Source organism: Colwellia sp. Bg11-12, assembly GCF_014076955.1.
Classification (GTDB): domain Bacteria; phylum Pseudomonadota; class Gammaproteobacteria; order Enterobacterales; family Alteromonadaceae; genus Colwellia_A.
This window is the reverse complement of the sequence record NZ_JACGUZ010000056.1, coordinates 209,135-226,298: the sequence shown is the minus strand read 5'-3', so window position 1 is coordinate 226,298 and position 17,164 is coordinate 209,135. Positions and strand designations below refer to the sequence as shown.

The following is a 17,164-nucleotide window of genomic DNA, read 5'->3' as shown; positions in this document are numbered from 1 at the left end:
TTACATGGAAGTGCTAAGGCCGTGATGACATGGATGTCAAAAAACGGCCACGTATGACCGTGACATAATGTTCATCCTAAATATAAAAAGGCCTTATGTGAAAACATAAGGCCTTTTTTATCGAACACGTTATTATTAAGTTGTACTATGTACTTTTAATTTTGCTAATTTATCAATTTGATGCATTGAGTTCATATGCGCATAAATCACGGATAAGTAACCTTTCTTTCTCAACTCTAAAAACTGTTCATCACTTAATTTATCAAGTGTTGCTTGGTTAACCGTATAAATCCCATCAAGTAGAATTTTTCTATTAGGGATATTTAGCGATATCTTACCTTCTGTAAGTAATTCATTATCAACTAAATAATGAATAAACTCTTTGGTCATCAAATTTTGCTTAAAATAATCACTCATTGTTAATCTATAACTTTCTAGGTATTTAGACTCTTTACCTTGAGCATCAAAAAAGCGCTCGCCTGCGCCTGCATTTAAACGGGGGCAAGACTCATCAATAAAAAAGCCATACTGCTTTTCATTATTTTCTTCTTTGGTTAAGCTTAACTTAAAAGGATATAAACTCGCACTTTTAGGCGTAAAAATAGCTCGCCATTTATTATCATCAACAAAAAAGTTTTCACCTAAATCAATACCCGTCAAAATAACAGATTGAAACTGACCCGAATCACCATTTTTAATAAATACTATCGGGAATTCATTGGCAGCCTTAGCGAATTCGTGCATCACAACTTCTAAGTTATTCACATCGTTAACATGCTCAAAAGTCACTTTACTATCAATGCTAAATTCCCCATGTCGTTTAAAACTTATAGGGTGGTAATCATTATTCATCTAGTTCTCTTTATTATTTTAAATATTATCAGATAGTGTATTATTTATTGTATATGATGGGTAGCCCATAATTTTTATAAATGCGCGATATCATAAAATCAATAATCAGTGAAATAATAATATAAGTGATTACTTATTAGAGGGCAATGACTCCTTGCATATCATCACTTTAAAGTTTGGGAAGAGTATGAATTGTAATAAAAATAAACTTTATATTAATAATAATATAGAAGTTGAAGTTGAAGTTGAAGTTGAAGTTCGCAAAATAGGTAATGAAGAAACCAAAATCATTATTATTGATGGCTTTAGTCGCTCACCAAACGATTTAATTGACTATGTTATTACGCAAGGTAATTTAGCTTGTAATAAACGGGAAAATAACTTTTATCCTGGCGTAACATGCCCTTCAGAAGCGAGTTACACCGACACTCTTTATAAAGTACTAAAGCCTATCATTAAAGAAGTTTATAAATTACCCGTAGCATACCCAACAAGACTTGAATCAACATATGCGATGGTTACCTTTGATCCTTCTGAATTAAACCAAGATCAAAGAATCCCTCATTATGACTCCATAAGTACCGGTCAATTAGCTGTTTTACATTATCTATGCGAACCCCCCTTTGAAGGAACGGCTTTTTATAGACACAAAGAAACCGGTTATGAAACAATCACTCGGCATCGAAAAGAGCATTACTGGTCGTTTGCAGAGCCAAAACTTAAAAGCAGTCACTACGGTGATAAATACGCTAACAATGGCAATAATGAATATGAGAAAATTGCCAATGTTGACGTGAAGTTTAATCGACTGATTATCTACCCAAGCAAATTATTACACTCAAGTATGATTAATCCCGAGCATTTATCTTCAGACCCTTTAAAAGGTAGATTAACACTACGAACTTTCATCACTTATTAATGCTATTGAAGCTGAATGAATTCAATTATAGCGTTAAAGCGTAAGCTCTCGCTTTTTCAAGGTCTTCTGGGGTATCAACACCTTCAACCGCTAAACGTGTTTCAGCAACGGCAACATGAATTTTTTCGCCTTGCCATAGTACTCTCAGTTGTTCTAAAGATTCAATTTGTTCTAATTGGCTCGCTGGCCACTGAACGTAGTCTTTGATAAACCCAGCGCGATAGGCATAAATACCAATATGGCGTAAGTAAAAGTCACCAATAGTCGCGACACTTTCTTCATCAAGAAAACGAGTTCTGTCATAAGGGATCGTCGAACGGCTAAAATACATCGCATATCCGTGCTTATCCGTTAATACTTTAACGGCGTTTGGGTTGAACGCTTCCTCAACATCATGAATATGAACAGCGAGTGTTGCCATTCTAGCTTGTTGTTGATTTGTTCTTTGTTGATCCGCTAAGTTTCGAGCAACTTGAGCAATATTTTCTGCTGGAATAAAAGGCTCATCTCCTTGAACATTAACAATAACCTGATCATCATCAAAATTATAAATATTCATCACTTCAGCTAAACGTTCGGTGCCAGATTGATGATCAGCGCGAGTCTTACAAACTTCACCACCAAATGCTAATACCGTTTCTTCAACCTGTTCATTATCCGTAGCAACAATCACTTGGCTGGCACCACTTTGCAAAGCCTTCTCTACAACCCATTGGATCATAGGTTTACCATTAATGTCCGCTAATACTTTCCCCGGTAAACGAGACGACTCAAACCGAGCAGGAATCACAACAACAAAAGACATTTAATTCTCCTAATAGATTTAATTAGTCATTTTCACTAATACGGCGTGCTTCGCTTTCTAACAATACTGGAATGCCTTTTTCAATAGCGTAAGCTAAGCGGTCAAATTTACAGATTAATTCTTGCTGTGTTTTATTATAATCAAGTTTGCCTTTACATACCGGACAAGCCAATATTTCCATCAATTTCACATCAAATGCCATGGTCATTCTCTTATTTATAAGTTTATTTATGCTTTAATTTAGCTTTAGTCTAGCTTTAATACGGCTAAGTTTATTAGCTTTTACTTGGTCAAATAGCCCATCTAAAAATGGCGTTATTTGTTTTTTTTCAATTTGTGCATCAACCGGTAAATACCACCAGTTGTCTTGAGCAAAATCAGTACATTTTACGGCATCTTTTTCCGTCATCAACAGTGGTATGTCGTCAGAAAAGCTGGAAAATTGCATCTTATTATAGTGTTGATGGTCGACGAAACCTACCGATTTATCGATGCTAAAACCAACATCGACTAAGGTTTTAAAAAAACGTGCAGGGTCACCAATACCGGCTATTGCATTGATACATTTATTGTCTCTTTCAGTAAAAGTCTGCTGAAATTCCGTTAATAGTAGCCGTTGCTTAGTTTTAACATTTACCACCGTTTTAGCCATTAATGTCATTATTATCTGCGGTGTATTTTTGGGATAGATACTATTCTCTTCTGGGGGTGTTGCGCCATTAAAAATAAGTGCATCCACCGTTTTTAATCGCCATAAACCTTCACGTAAAGGCCCTGAAGGTAACAAGAAACCATTACCAAACTCTCGTTTACTATCAATAACAATAAGTTCGAAATCTCGCTTTAAACGATAATGTTGCAAGCCATCATCAGCAATAATAACTTCACATCCATGCTTTACTAATAACTGAGCATTCAAAACACGATCTCCGCCCACAACAACCGGAATTCCATGGCGTTGATAAATCAGTAATGGCTCGTCACCTGCTTCAGCAGCTGTACTACTTTCACTTAGCAGGTATGGGTAATGCGGAGCTTTTCCGCCATAACCTCTGCTGATCACACCGACTTTTATTCCTTGTGCCAAGCATTGTTCAATTAAGTATAAAACCACCGGCGTTTTACCATTGCCACCAATACCAATATTACCTACCACCACCACGGGTATATCAATAGCGAATGATTTAAAAAAATCCAATAGATAACATTTGCGTCGTACAGCAGATAACAACCAAAAGATAACCGTTAACGGCAACAGTATCGGAACGAGAAACCATTTGGCAGGATGTTGAAAAAACCATACTTTTTCAATTAAGCGCATAATGAAATCTCAATACTCACTTTATTCGCTAAATTGAAAGTTGTGTAATTTGGCATATGCACCGTCTTTTGCTAATAAAGTTTGATGATCACCCTGTTCAAGAATTTTACCTTGTTCCATTACAATGATTTTATCCGCATTTTCAATGGTAGATAAACGATGAGCAATAACAATACAGGTGCGATTTTTTTGCAATACTTGTAGCGCATCTTGAATATGACGTTCAGACTCGGTATCTAATGCACTGGTTGCTTCATCAAGAATTAAAAAGGGTGCATCACACAACAATGCTCGAGCTATGGCAACACGTTGACGTTGTCCGCCAGAAAGCAAAGCGCCATTATCGCCGATATTAGTATCAATTCCATCAACCATATTTTCTGCAAATTCAATAACATGGGCATTTTTAGCAGCGGCTAGAATTTCTTCTCTACTGGCACTCGGTTTTCCATAAGCAATATTATTAGCAATAGAGTCGTTGAATAACACCACTTGCTGAGAAACATAAGCAAACTGAGCGCGCAAATCTTTCAGTTTGTATGAGGTAATATCTTTCCCATCAATTAATACTTTACCCGCTGTTGCATCATAGAAGCGCAGCAAAATGGCACTTGCCGTTGATTTACCACTACCAGAACGTCCAACCAGTGCGACTGTTTCGCCAGCATTCGCGGTAAAGCTTAGTTGAGTTAGCGCTAATATTTCATCATTATTATAAGAGAAGTCAACCTGCTCAAACGCCAGTGTTCCCTTAGCTTTATCGAGTGTGTGTTGTCCGGTATCTTTTTCTTTTTCTTGGTCTAGTACCGCAAATATACTCACACATGCTGCCATACCGTTTTGAAAATCACTGTTTACAGTCGTCAATAATTTAAGCGGTCTCAATAGCATAGTCATAAGGGTAAGTACTGTGATAAAAACACCGGGAGTAAGGGTGTCTTTCATAAAATCTAAATTAGCGACATACAAAACAAAGGCTAAGGCAAAAGAGGCAATAATTTGAATTAGCGGAACACTAAATGATTTAGTTGCCACCATTTTCATACGTTGTTGGCGATTATTTTTATTAATTTTACCGAAACGATCTGATTCACGCTGTTGGCCATCAAAGGTTAACACCACTTTATGGGCATTAAAGGTTTGCTCTGCGGCAGAAGTAACCTCGCCCATCGCACTTTGAATTTTCTTACTGACTGTGCGAAAACGCTTAGAAACCACAGTAACAATAACAGCGATGATGGGCGTAATAAGAAGAAATATTGCAGAGAGCTGCCAGCTGTTGTAAAACATTACCGCCAAAAACCCAATCACCATAGCGCCTTGTTGAACTAGGGTCAGTAGCGCTTTACTCGTTGCGTTTAGTACTTGTTCGGTATCGAAAGTAAGTTTTGAAATCAAGGTTCCTGTCGACTCTTTATCATGAAAGGTCACCGGAAGCGCCATAATATGCTCAAATAAATTTTTTCTTAAATCTGCGACAACATTATTACCCACCCAAGCTAAGCAATAATTGCCAAAAAAGTGACAAATACCACGAATAATAAAACAAACAATAACAAATAATGGCGCCCACTTCATAAAGTCTGGGTTAGCTTTGGTTAAGCCATCATCAATCAGAGGCTGTAATTGCGACAAGAATAACGTGTCAATACCAGCATAACCAAGCATACCTAGAATAGCGATGACAAACCCTGCTTTATAAGGCTTAGCATAGCCCATTAAACGTTTAAAGTTTTGCCAAGTGGTGGCTGCTACTGTGTTTTTACTTTCTAACATTCAATCTCTCTATGGCTTAGCGATTAATGACAAGGTATTAAAATTGCTGCTATTTTAACGCTATTTTACGCGCTAACCAACTAATAATATAGTAAACCTTAATTAGCAAACCAATAAGGATTAATATCTTCACGATAGCTTTCAATTTTAAGGCTTTGCTCTGCAACTTTTATTTGGATCATGCCCTGTTCAGCCGTTGAATATTGATTAACCTTCAATTGCTGATAACGTTTAAGCACCGTTTTATTCGGCATCTTCCAACGGTTCATAAATCCGGCGCTAAATATAACAGCGTCGGGTGAAACGCCTTTAATAAAGCGAATGCTTGATGACGTTTTTGAACCATGGTGTGGGGCCACAATAACATCTGCCTTTAATTTTATACCAAGCTCGTTGTTGGTGACCAATAACCTTTCCACTTTACGAGAAATATCCCCCGTTAGTAGCACATTATATTTACCATCAGAAATGTTGATCACACAAGAGTTATCATTTTCTTTGTCTTGAATAACAACAGGCCACAACACAGAAAAAGTTAAACCTTGCCAAGTAAAATCATCCCCTTGCTTACAACTGTGTATTTCAGGGAAGTTATATTTACCAAGGTCTTCTAATGGTTGGTTATATTTTATTTCACTCACACTTATTTTGTTTATAGCAATTTGTTTATCGATGAAAGCTAAACCGCCGGCATGGTCATTATCGGCATGACTCAAGAGTAAATAATCGATAGTCGTGATACCTCGATACTGTAAATAAGGAAAAACAACACTTTCTGCCAAATTAAACCCACTCGGATAACTTGCCCCCGTATCATATAAAATAGCGTGCCCATTACGTTCGATAACAATCGATAGTCCCTGCCCTACATCTAGCACACTGACTTGCCAATCATAACTTTCTTGATAGTAAATAAAATAGACAAAGCTAAATAAAGAAATAAGTAAAATAGATGTACCTAATGTTTTTTTGGGTAACGCTAAGAAATAACTCACAAAGGTTAAACCACTCAGCGCTAAAATTATAACTAATGTTTGATGGCTAACCTCAATAAGTAGCGATGGTTGACTCGATAAATAACTCAGCCATTGCCAAATAAAGTCTAAAGATGAGAGTGAAAGTTCAAGAAAAAACAATGCCAGCGTTTCACTAAAAGGCATAGCAACGACAGACATTAAGCATAAAGGGATCGCGGTAAAGCTCATCCAAGGTACTGCAACAATATTGGCAAGTAGTGCTGAAAGCGGTAATTGATGATTAAGTAAAGCAGCGACAGGTAACATAAATAAGGTTAACCCAAGCTGCACAATAAATAATGAAGATAGCCAAGCTTTTGTTTTAGCTAACTTACTGTGGCCCGATGATGATATCAATTTTCGACATCGCCAAATGATCAACAGTATCAAGGTTACGGCATAAACACTTAACCAAAAACTAACGCTAAATAAACTAAACGGTGACAACAAAATAATACAAACGATACTCAGTAATAACCAACGTGTTATTGTTAGTTTAACCGCCAATAACTTAGCACCGATAAAGATTTGCATCATGACTAATGCACGAAGTGTTGGCAAAGAAAAACCAGCAAGGTAAGCATAAAATAATGCAATTATGCTGCTAAAGGCAAAAACGACGAGATGACTATTTTTTTGTACCAGCCAAAAAGTAGCTTTTTGAGTTAACAGTAAATGAAAGGGAAGGTACCGAAAGCACATCACCATTAAGGCATAAGCCCCACTGGCAATTAAGCCTAAGTGTAATCCAGAAATAGCCATTAAATGCTGTGTTCCCGTTGCTTGGAGAACTTGCCATTGCTCAGGAGTTATTTTTCCACGCTCGCCAAAAGTCAGTGCAAAAACAAAATGATCCATCTCACTTTTTAATGCCAGCGAATTTATTAATTCATTAAGTTGTAAGTAAAGTTGTTGCCGGTAACTCGGCTGTGTTTGAATTAATTTATTTTTTAATGTGTTTTTCACATATCCCGTAGCATGCAGTTCCTTTTGTCTCAGCCATGTTTGATAACTAAAACCACCAACGTTTGCAAAACCATGGGCAGGTTTAATACGCACGTTAAGCTGCCATTGCTGACCTTGTTTAATCGCTTTTGTTTTCGTTAAACTACTGAGTTCAAGTGACTTATGATCCCAGCGAAGACGAATTTTTATATTTTTTTTAAGTTTTTGTTGATTAACTTCTTCAACAATAAAATTAAAGCGCGAGACATTTTTTATGATTTCTTCATTTTTTGTTTTCTGACTTAACGTTTTTGGTATGTTGGCAATAACACCTTTTACTGTAATTGTTTTACCAAAAAAAGCGGAGGGATCAATATCATTAACCTGCCATATATTTTGATAGGCGAAACCGGCACTAAGTACCCATGCACACCCCAAAAAAAGACCACTATAAATACGTAACCTTTTGATGAGACAAAAAATGACAGCAAAACAAAAACAAATATAAATTTGAGAAATATCTGGTACTATCGGTAAGAATAGTGACAAAATAGCACCTATAAAAAATGTTAATAGCCACCGTTCCATAGTGATTAGTTTCCGTATCTGTCTAATAGATAAATAAAGCCGAGATGATATAAGAAAAGTATATGCCTAAAAAAATCTTCAAGCGTTATATGCCGGATCACAACACCATAAAAAATAATAAACACTTACAAATTTTCGGTGTCTTATTGCATAACCCCAACTTATGGCATTTAAATCGCAATTCAGTCGCAAAAGCCTTTGCCGTAGGTTTGTTCTTTGCTTTTATCCCGGTACCTTTTCAAATGGTTTTAGCTGCGGGTTTCGCTATTATAGTACATTCAAATTTACCTCTTTCTGTTGCACTCGTTTGGATCACTAATCCATTAACGATTCCAGCCATTTTTTATGGTTGTTACATGGTAGGGATTTGGCTGTTAGACCGCCCAGAAAAGGAATTTGTATTTGAAGCTAACTGGCAATGGCTACTAGACAGTTTGTCGACTATAGGGCCAGCATTTTTACTCGGTTGTGGCGTACTAGCGGTGTTTTTTTCAATTTTAGGTTACTTTTCTATCCATGGCTTATGGCGATATTCAGTAATAAAACAATGGAATAAACGCAAAAAAAGATCATTAAAATAATAATAAAACGAAAATAATACGTTCATCCTGAACATGAAAAAGCATAGCTAAAAAGTGTAAAATCCTGACTACATTTGTCCTAACACCTGTGCTGGCTCAACCTTAGTCGCTTGCCAAGCAGGGTAAATAGTCGCCAGCAAACTCATCAGTAAAGCAGTAACTACAGTGGTAATTACATCAGCTTGTCTTAAGTGGGTAGGTAAAAAATCAATAAAATAGATATCACCTGATAATACTTTTACGTTAAAAAGTGTTTCAATTGCAACCACAATCTCAGTTAAATTTAGCGATATAACAATACCTAGCATCGCGCCAACTAAACAGCCAACAACCCCATTTACGAGGCCTTGAAACATAAAGGTCGCCATTATAACTGGGGTCTCTGCGCCCATAGTTTTTAGAATAGCAATATCACCTTTTTTCTCATTCACTGCCATGATAAGTGTCGATACAATATTAAAGCTTGCGACTGCTATCACTAAGACCAAGACAATAAACATGACCAAACGCACCAGTTGTATATCATTGAAAATATGTCCTTGTGTTCTTGTCCAGTCGTGAATAGCGACATAATTATCAAAACGATAGGCAACATCACGAACCACCTCTGGCGCTTGGAAAACATTAGCGACTTTTATTCGTATTCCCTGAACTTGCCCCTTTTCTAGATTGACCATTTTTTCAGCATGAGCTAGTGAAAGATAAACTGAGTTGTCTACAATCGTACCGCCAAATTTAAAAATACCAACCACCTTTACTTGGTGTTTTACCGGTATAGGAAATTTAGCACTTGCTTGATTGTTATTCTTTTGGGCAATAACATTAGACAATAAAAGTTGCAGAGAATCGCCTAATTCAAGCTGTAATTTTTTTGCAACACCTGAGCCAACAACAACCCCCACTACTGGGTTCTCAGTGTTTTCACTCTCGGCAATCGCTTGCCAACTTCCTGCAACCATATAATCAGCAATAGTAGAGACTTGCTGCTCTAACTTAACGTCAACACCGCGTACTTCAACAGCTTTGAGTTCACTGCCATGTTGCATCATCCCTGTTAATTTAATAACTGGCGCTGCTGATACCACTTGCGGATGTTGTTGAACTTTAGCGACATGTTTTTGCCAATTATCAATCGGCGTATTAATGGCAATTAGCTCACCGTGAGGAATAACAGACAGTAGATGTTGCGCTAATGCACGTTCAAATCCATTCATTGCTGACAACACAATAATCAGCACCATGACACCAAGCGCTATACCAATAGTAGAAGACGCTGATATAAAAGAAGAAAAACCGTTACCGTTTCGGCTACGAACATAACGTAAACCTAAGAATATACTTAATGATTTTGTCATCGAAAAGCCTTAACGTTCAAGGGGCGCTAAACGCCCGTGCGCTAAACGCAATTGACGATCCATTCTAGCGGCAAGTATTAAGTCATGGGTCACAATAACAAAACTGGTATTCACCGTTTTATTTAGATCTCGCAATAACTGATAAATCTGCTCAGCCGTATCAAAATCTAAGTTACCTGTGGGCTCATCAGCTAATATTAATGAGGGTTTAGTTACTAAAGCACGAGCAATGGCAACACGTTGGCGTTCCCCCCCCGAAAGCGCTGAGGGTCGATGCTCAAAACGATGACTCAAGCCTACCTGTTTTAACATTTCTCGAGCTGACGCTAAGGCCTCTTTAGGAGAGTCTCCGCGAATAAGTAATGGCATAGCTACGTTTTCTTCTGCAGAAAACTCCATCATTAAATGATGAAACTGATAAATAAAACCTATATGTTTATTACGAAATTTAGCCCGTTTTTTTTCAGATAATGTGTGAATATCAACACCACTGATGATCACTTGCCCAGAAGACGGAGAGTCTAATGCTCCCGCGATATGCAAAAAAGTACTTTTGCCACAACCAGAACTCCCCACTATAGCGACAAGCTCGCCGGCTTCCACTGACAAATCAAGTCCATCTAATACTTTAGTTTCAATGCTACCTTGAAAGTATGATTTAGATAATTGCTGACAAAGTAAACCTTTACTCATTTCGTAAAACCTCGGCGGGCTGTGTTAAAGACGCTTGATAAGCGGGATATAAAGTAGCAACAAAACTCATCGCTATTGCTGATAAAATAATACTAAGTACATTATTAATTGATAACTCGACAGGTAAAGACTGCCCTGCCCCAAGTAAACTCAACCCTAGTAGGTTAAAAATACTGTTTAAATTTAAGGTCAGTATTGAACCGACCACAGTGCCAATAGTGACACCCCAAAAACCATTAATTAAACCTTGGGTAATGAATATTTTAACCACCCCCATTCGGTCAAGTCCGAGTGTTTGTAAAATACTAATTTCCCCTCTTTTTTCAATAACAACCATGACTAGGGCAGAAACAATGTTAAACGCAGCAACCGCAATAATTAAACTCAACATTAGCCACATCATATTTTTTTCCATGCGAACAGCAGAGAACAATGCACCTTGGCTATCACTCCAGGTGGTAAAAGCATATTGCGGATATTGAGTTTTTAAAGTACTTACGACTTGCTCAGCGGCAAAAGCATCATCAAGATATAAACGAAGTTTTTCAACGCCATCACCTTTTTGTCGATGCAGTTTTGCGCCATCTTTACTGTGAATATAGACAAGGGTTTCATCAACTTGCGAGCCCACACTAAAAATACCAGCAACAGTAAATGTCCGCTGTACTGGAATTCTTCCCATGGGGGTAAAGACTGTTTTATTAGGGAGTGTTAATCGAACAAAACCACCAAGGTCTACATCAAGTTGCCTTGCTAATGCTCGCCCAATAACCACTGAGAACGGCTGTTCTGACAAATGGTTTAAACTTCCTGATAGCATAGAGGTGTTAACAATATTATGTTGTTCAAATTCAGGCATTACCCCTTGAATGAGAACGCCACGTAACGCGCCAGAATTAGCTTGTATTAGAGCTTCACTTTCCAGAAAAGGCGTAACGTGTGTAACGTTAGGGTGCAGTAATAGCTGCTCCCGAAGTGTTTGCCATTGTGGTAAGGAAACTTGTTTGTTCTGCTCTGATTCGTCTGCCACCACAATATGAGGGACCAACCCGAGTATCCTACGTTTTTGTTCCCCTTCTAGGCCGTCCATTACGGAAACAACCGTAATCAAGGAGGCGACCCCAAGTACAATGCCTACAATTGAAAAAAAAGTGATAAAGGAAACAAATCCTGAACTTTTACGACTTCGACTATAGCGAAGCCCAATGAAAAAACTGACGGGCTGAAACATTAAATAAACTTCATCTTTTGTGTTATACCAATTGCACTTGTTACGTGCTCATTTTCAAAGGGCCTAATACCCTATGGTTTTTCGGTTTTTTGGTTTTTTGGTTTTTCCGTTTTTCCGTTTTTCCGTTTTTACCGTAATAGTCGGCTATAACTCAATCTAACTGCTTGTCGTTGATAGTTCAGGCTCAATAGTTCTGTTACTTTAATTTAAATGGCATTTATGAAGGAAATACTCACTTAGATAAGGGGTTAAGCATATCACAGCCGATGTTTTATTTGGCAGGAAAAATCCTGTAAGTAAACGTACAAAAAAACTCAAGTTGTAATAATTATATAATTTTCAGTGAATTACAATAAGTTCAGCATTATCTATCCATGTAATGTACAAAATAAAATACGGGGTTGCTCAAGCATTATGTAAAAATTCATGTCTGAATCTAGTAAAAAACGCTGTAACCCTTTAATATCAATGCGTTCAATGTTTTATAACAAATATTTTTAACTTAAAGATGAGACTTCAATGAAAACAATAATAACAAGTGCGTTATGTTCTTCGTTATTGTTGCTTGCCGCTTGCAACAACAATACAGAAAGCACTGATACAACGAAACAAGAAATGCCAGCCATGCAAAAAACAGCATTGGCTTCAGGTATCGACAAAGCGAACATGGATTTATCTGTTCGTCCACAAGACAACTTCTACCGTTATGTTAACGGCGCATGGTTGAACAGTAATGAAATTCCTGGCGACAAAACATCTATTGGTGCTTTTTATGACTTACGTGATGAAGCCGATGACAATGTAAAAGTAATCATCGAAGAATTAGCCGCGACAGAAGATTTAAAAATGGGTAGCGATGAACAAAAAGTTGCTGACTTATTCCGTTCGTACATGAACACCGATGCACGTAACGCTGCTGGTATCACTCCTGTACAACCTTTATTTGACAGCATCAATAGCTTAAAAGATAAAGATGAATTAGCTACTTTTTTTGGTAAGAACCAGAAAAATGGTATCGGTAGTCCATTAGCATTTTACATCAGTGTTGACGCTAAAGACTCAACTCGCTATGCGACACATATTTGGCAAACGGGTTTAGGCTTACCAGACAGAGATTACTACTTTGATGAAACAGAACGCTTTGCTGAATTACGTAAAGGTTATGTTACTCATATAGAAAACATGTTTAATCTAGCGGGTTTGAAAAATGGTAAAGCCGCCGCACAAACTATCATGGCATTAGAAACAAAATTAGCGGGTTTTCATTGGACGAAAGTTGAGACTCGTGACAGCGACAAACGTTACAATAAATTTAATGTTGCTGACTTAAATACAGTGACTGATGCATTCAATTGGAATGCTTACCTTGCAGCTCAAGGTGTAGCGGCGCAAAAAGATATTATTATTAACCAACCATCGTTTATAAAAGGCTTTGGCGAAACATTTGCAGCAACATCGTTAGCCGATTGGCAAACCTACCTTACTTTTCATACACTAAGTAATTTTTCAGGTTCTTTAACAACGGCTTTAAGTGATGAAAACTTTGACTTTTATTCAAAACAATTAAGTGGTCAAAAAGTACAACGCCCAATGTGGAAGCGCGGCGTTGCAGTGGTAAACAGCAATTTAGGTGAAGTTATTGGTAAGGTTTATGTAGGCCGTCACTTTAAACCAGAAGCTAAAACGCGTATGACACAGCTCGTTGAAAACTTACGCGGAGCATATGGCGCAAGTATTGATGAATTAGAGTGGATGTCTGACTCAACTAAAAAAGCAGCCCATGTAAAACTAGCAAGCTTTGACCCCAAAATTGGTTACCCAAATAAGTGGGAAGATTATTCTGCTCTTATTATTAAAGGTGATGATTTAGTTGGCAATAAAATGCGTTCGGGTAATGTTTCTCATCAAAAGGAAGTGGCTAAATTAGGTGGACCCATTGATAAACAAGAATGGGGCATGACACCTCAAACTGTTAATGCTTATTACAACCCAACTAAAAATGAAATTGTATTTCCTGCCGCAATTTTACAACCTCCGTTCTTTAACTTAAGCGCTGATGATGCGGTTAACTATGGTGGCATTGGCGCTGTTATTGGTCATGAGATGGGCCATGGATTTGACGATCAAGGGAGTAAATACGATGGTGACGGTAACTTGCGTAATTGGTGGACTGAAGCAGATTTAGCGGCCTTTAAAGTTCGTACAGATGACTTAGTTGCACAATACAATGGCTATTCAGTATTTAAAGACTTAAACGTTAATGGCTCTTTAACCTTAGGCGAGAACATCGGTGATTTATCTGGTGTAACCATCGCTTACAAAGCTTATATTGCCTCATTAAATGGTAAAGAAGCACCGGTAATTGACGGACTAACAGGCGATCAACGTTTCTTCATGGGTTATGCTCAAGTATGGCGTGGGAAAAAAGTCGAAAAATCATTACGTAATCAAGTAGCGACTGACCCTCATTCGCCTGGCGAATTCCGCGCATTAGGTTCTTTATCTAACATGCCTGAATTCTACAAAGCGTTTAACGTTAAAGAAGGTGACGCTATGTATATTGCCCCTGAAAAACGTGTAAAAATTTGGTAAGCAAAACGTTTAGCTAAATAACAGTAAACGAAGACTAAAATGCCAACAAATATTGTTGGCATTTTTTATGACTTAAAACTGACTAAAAATAGAATATATCCACACAAAATTAACCGCATAAAATGCGTAAATCAACAGTCTTTAACACCTCTACATATTGTAAATAAATACAAATATCGTAAACTAGCCACACGTAAAGTATTTAGGGAATAAGGTGTAAAACCTTAACTGTACCCGCAACTGTAAATTGTCTACTGTTTTATAAGCATTCAATGAGTCAGCATACCTAATGACTTTAATAGCAGAACTTTTAAGATCAATGAAATCGTGCGGGAACACGCGGTAACTTGCTACCTATTAAGGACTATCCTTAACGCTAGCCTTGCCTTTTTTCCTCTTTAAAATCACTATAATCACAACAGGAATACTCATGGTTGACGAAACACAAAAAAGCGAAAAACATCAAGCGCGCATGCAAAAAGTGAAAGACAAAGTTGATGCTAGAGTTGACGCGGCAACAGATGAACGCGGTATATTAATTGTTATCACGGGCAATGGTAAAGGTAAATCAACATCAGGGTTTGGCACACTAACTCGTGCCGTTGGTCATGGCTTGAATGCTGCCGCAATTCAATTTATAAAAGGCACTTGGGCTTGTGGAGAAAGAAATGTTCTTGAGAAACTTGGCGTGCCTTTTCATGTTATGGCAACCGGTTTCACTTGGAATACACAAGATAAAACCGCTGACATTACTGCAGCGAAAATTGTGTGGGAAGAAGCTAAGAAACTATTAGCTGATGAAAGTGTTGATGTTGTGTTACTTGACGAACTAACTTACATGCTGTCGTTTAAATACCTTGATCTTGATGAAGTGCTTGATGCCATAGCGAATCGTCCCCCGATGCAACATGTGATAGCCACCGGCCGTGGTGCACATCGTTCGTTACTCGAACTCGCAGATACAGTCAGTGAAGTTCAATCAATAAAACATGCTTTTGATAACAATATAAAAGCACAAAAAGGTATTGATTGGTAATCGATAATCATTGCCTATAAAGCGTAATATTCCTGCAAAAATGACATACTACAAGCAAGAATGCTTTGTAAAAAAGATATTGAAGAACGGACTCAACATAAAAAAGCCCATGTAATATGGGCTTTTTTAAATGTTCAATGCTAGCTGTTAGCTGTTAGCGCTCACTAAACACAAATTCTATTTAAGCTCGTCGCAACATCTATAGATACTTTTTGCTGTTGCTCGGCATGTTGCGCAACAGAACTTAAGCCATTCGTTATATCTCGGCTCAACGAAGCAACCTCAGCCATATTTGTATTAATCGATGCTGTAGATTGCTGCTGCTGTTCAGTGCCACTCGCAATTTGAGACGTTAGCGCATTCACTTCATTAAACACACGTCCTATTTGTTCTAGCGCTTCAACAACTTCTGCAGAATGCGTTAAGCTGTCTTGTGTCAAAGTTTGACCGCGCGAGATTGCCGTCACTGCATTCGTTGATTTTTCTTGTAAACCTTCCACCATTGAATGGATTTCAACCGTTGCTTCTTGTGTTCTATGAGCGAGCGCTCTTACTTCGTCTGCAACAACCGCAAAGCCTCGACCTTGTTCACCTGCTCTTGCCGCTTCAATCGCGGCATTTAAAGCCAGTAAGTTTGTTTGATCTGCGATACCGCGAATAACGTCAAGTACAGAACCAATGTTAGAACATTCAGTTTGTAGTAAGGCTAAATCGGTAGCCATCTCAGTAACTTCTTCAGAAAAAGCCTCAATCGTTTGTTGGCTCGTATTTGAGGAAGTCGTACCTTGAGATAAAATAGCAATGACTTGATTTGTTGTTTCACTTACCTGTGAAGCGCTGTCTGAAAGTATACTAGAGGTTGAAGCGACCTCATCAATAGAGTGTGCCATTAACGCTATTTGACGAGCAGAATCGTCAACAGCTTTAACGGAGTCAGTCATTTGTGTGGCCAGTAAAAAGGAGCCTTCTTTTAATGATTCAGATTCCGTACGTAATTCCGCAAGCACATCTGACAAGTTGCCAATAAATGAACTGAGTTCATTCGTCACAGTGGCGAGTTCATCATTACCTCCATCAATTAACGGCCCAGGAGGTGCCTGCTTGGTGCTAACGACGAGTGTAATATAGTGTTGTAGTTTTGTTAATCGAGATGACAGCTGCTTTTCAATAAATATATACCCTGATATTAATTGGGCAATCACTAAAACAGAGAGTATACCGACAACTGCTGACTTACTTAGCTCATCAGTAAATAGCAGTACAAAAAGTAAGGCTAATAATCCAACAACCGCCGTTGGTATAAGTAATTTCACGCTTAAGCGAGTAAACATAGAGTATCCATCTTGTTAGTTTAAAAAACAGCCTAAATTTAAGCTACTTGGCTTTATTACGTTATAAATTACCTATTATTTGCTGTTTTGGCTAACAATATTTGTTAATTTTAATTATTGGAC

Annotated in this window: 14 protein-coding genes and 1 riboswitch; of the genes, 4 read left to right on the top strand and 10 right to left on the bottom strand. The window is 37.8% G+C overall.

Annotated elements, in window-relative coordinates:
* Positions 1-135: 135 nt before the first annotated feature.
* Complete coding sequence (locus tag H4J39_RS05340) at positions 136-852, bottom strand: SapC family protein (protein ID WP_182181947.1); 717 nt, start codon at positions 850-852, stop codon at positions 136-138.
* Positions 853-1,039: 187 nt separating this feature from the next.
* On the opposite strand from H4J39_RS05340, the gene H4J39_RS05335 reads away from it, so the two are divergent.
* Positions 1,040-1,771, top strand: a complete 732-nt coding sequence (locus H4J39_RS05335) for a DUF6445 family protein (RefSeq protein WP_182226320.1) — start codon at positions 1,040-1,042, stop codon at positions 1,769-1,771.
* A gap of 25 nt (positions 1,772-1,796) precedes the next feature.
* Here H4J39_RS05335 and kdsB read toward each other — a convergent pair whose 3' ends face one another.
* The 5 genes from kdsB to H4J39_RS05310 all read right to left on the bottom strand — a co-directional run bounded on the left by kdsB (position 1,797) and on the right by H4J39_RS05310 (position 8,222).
* Positions 1,797-2,576, bottom strand: coding sequence for a 3-deoxy-manno-octulosonate cytidylyltransferase (gene kdsB / locus H4J39_RS05330; protein WP_182225325.1), 780 nt, complete (start codon positions 2,574-2,576; stop codon positions 1,797-1,799).
* A gap of 22 nt (positions 2,577-2,598) precedes the next feature.
* Positions 2,599-2,778, bottom strand: a complete 180-nt coding sequence (locus H4J39_RS05325; RefSeq protein ID WP_182181944.1) for a Trm112 family protein — start codon at positions 2,776-2,778, stop codon at positions 2,599-2,601.
* A 33-nt stretch (positions 2,779-2,811) separates the two neighbouring features.
* Positions 2,812-3,897: a tetraacyldisaccharide 4'-kinase gene (gene lpxK / locus H4J39_RS05320; protein ID WP_182226319.1), complete on the bottom strand. Its 1,086-nt coding sequence runs from the start codon at positions 3,895-3,897 to the stop codon at positions 2,812-2,814.
* Between the two features lie 21 nt (positions 3,898-3,918).
* Positions 3,919-5,673, bottom strand: a complete 1,755-nt coding sequence (gene msbA / locus H4J39_RS05315) for a lipid A export permease/ATP-binding protein MsbA (protein ID WP_182226318.1) — start codon at positions 5,671-5,673, stop codon at positions 3,919-3,921.
* A gap of 98 nt (positions 5,674-5,771) precedes the next feature.
* Positions 5,772-8,222: a DNA internalization-related competence protein ComEC/Rec2 gene (locus H4J39_RS05310; protein WP_182226317.1), complete on the bottom strand. Its 2,451-nt coding sequence runs from the start codon at positions 8,220-8,222 to the stop codon at positions 5,772-5,774.
* A gap of 62 nt (positions 8,223-8,284) precedes the next feature.
* Between H4J39_RS05310 and H4J39_RS05305 the strand changes: the two genes are divergently transcribed.
* The gene (locus H4J39_RS05305; RefSeq protein WP_182181940.1) at positions 8,285-8,803 is read left to right on the top strand and encodes a DUF2062 domain-containing protein; all 519 of its coding nucleotides are present in this window, start codon (positions 8,285-8,287) and stop codon (positions 8,801-8,803) included.
* A gap of 68 nt (positions 8,804-8,871) precedes the next feature.
* On the opposite strand, the gene lolE is transcribed toward H4J39_RS05305, so the two are convergent.
* From lolE to H4J39_RS05290, 3 genes are read right to left on the bottom strand one after another with little or no spacing between them, the layout of a single operon-like run.
* The gene (gene lolE / locus H4J39_RS05300) at positions 8,872-10,158 is read right to left on the bottom strand and encodes a lipoprotein-releasing ABC transporter permease subunit LolE (RefSeq protein WP_182226316.1); all 1,287 of its coding nucleotides are present in this window, start codon (positions 10,156-10,158) and stop codon (positions 8,872-8,874) included.
* A gap of 9 nt (positions 10,159-10,167) precedes the next feature.
* Positions 10,168-10,851 (bottom strand): lipoprotein-releasing ABC transporter ATP-binding protein LolD, encoded by a 684-nt coding sequence (gene lolD / locus H4J39_RS05295; RefSeq protein WP_182226315.1) that lies wholly within the window; start codon positions 10,849-10,851, stop codon positions 10,168-10,170.
* Complete coding sequence (locus H4J39_RS05290) at positions 10,844-12,082, bottom strand: lipoprotein-releasing ABC transporter permease subunit (protein ID WP_182226314.1); 1,239 nt, start codon at positions 12,080-12,082, stop codon at positions 10,844-10,846. Before H4J39_RS05290 ends, lolD begins: the two co-directional genes overlap by 8 nt.
* 519 nt (positions 12,083-12,601) lie before the next feature.
* On the opposite strand from H4J39_RS05290, the gene H4J39_RS05285 reads away from it, so the two are divergent.
* Both H4J39_RS05285 and cobO read left to right on the top strand, forming a co-directional pair.
* Entirely contained in the window at positions 12,602-14,674 is a 2,073-nt protein-coding gene (locus H4J39_RS05285) for a M13 family metallopeptidase (protein WP_182226313.1), read from the top strand.
* 160 nt (positions 14,675-14,834) lie between these two features.
* Positions 14,835-14,983: riboswitch (cobalamin riboswitch) on the top strand.
* 121 nt (positions 14,984-15,104) lie between these two features.
* Positions 15,105-15,710: a cob(I)yrinic acid a,c-diamide adenosyltransferase gene (gene cobO, locus H4J39_RS05280; protein ID WP_182181935.1), complete on the top strand. Its 606-nt coding sequence runs from the start codon at positions 15,105-15,107 to the stop codon at positions 15,708-15,710.
* A 164-nt stretch (positions 15,711-15,874) separates the two neighbouring features.
* Here cobO and H4J39_RS05275 read toward each other — a convergent pair whose 3' ends face one another.
* On the bottom strand, positions 15,875-17,041 hold the full coding sequence (locus H4J39_RS05275) for a methyl-accepting chemotaxis protein (RefSeq protein ID WP_182226312.1): 1,167 nt from the start codon (positions 17,039-17,041) through the stop codon (positions 15,875-15,877).
* Positions 17,042-17,164: the final 123 nt, after the last annotated feature.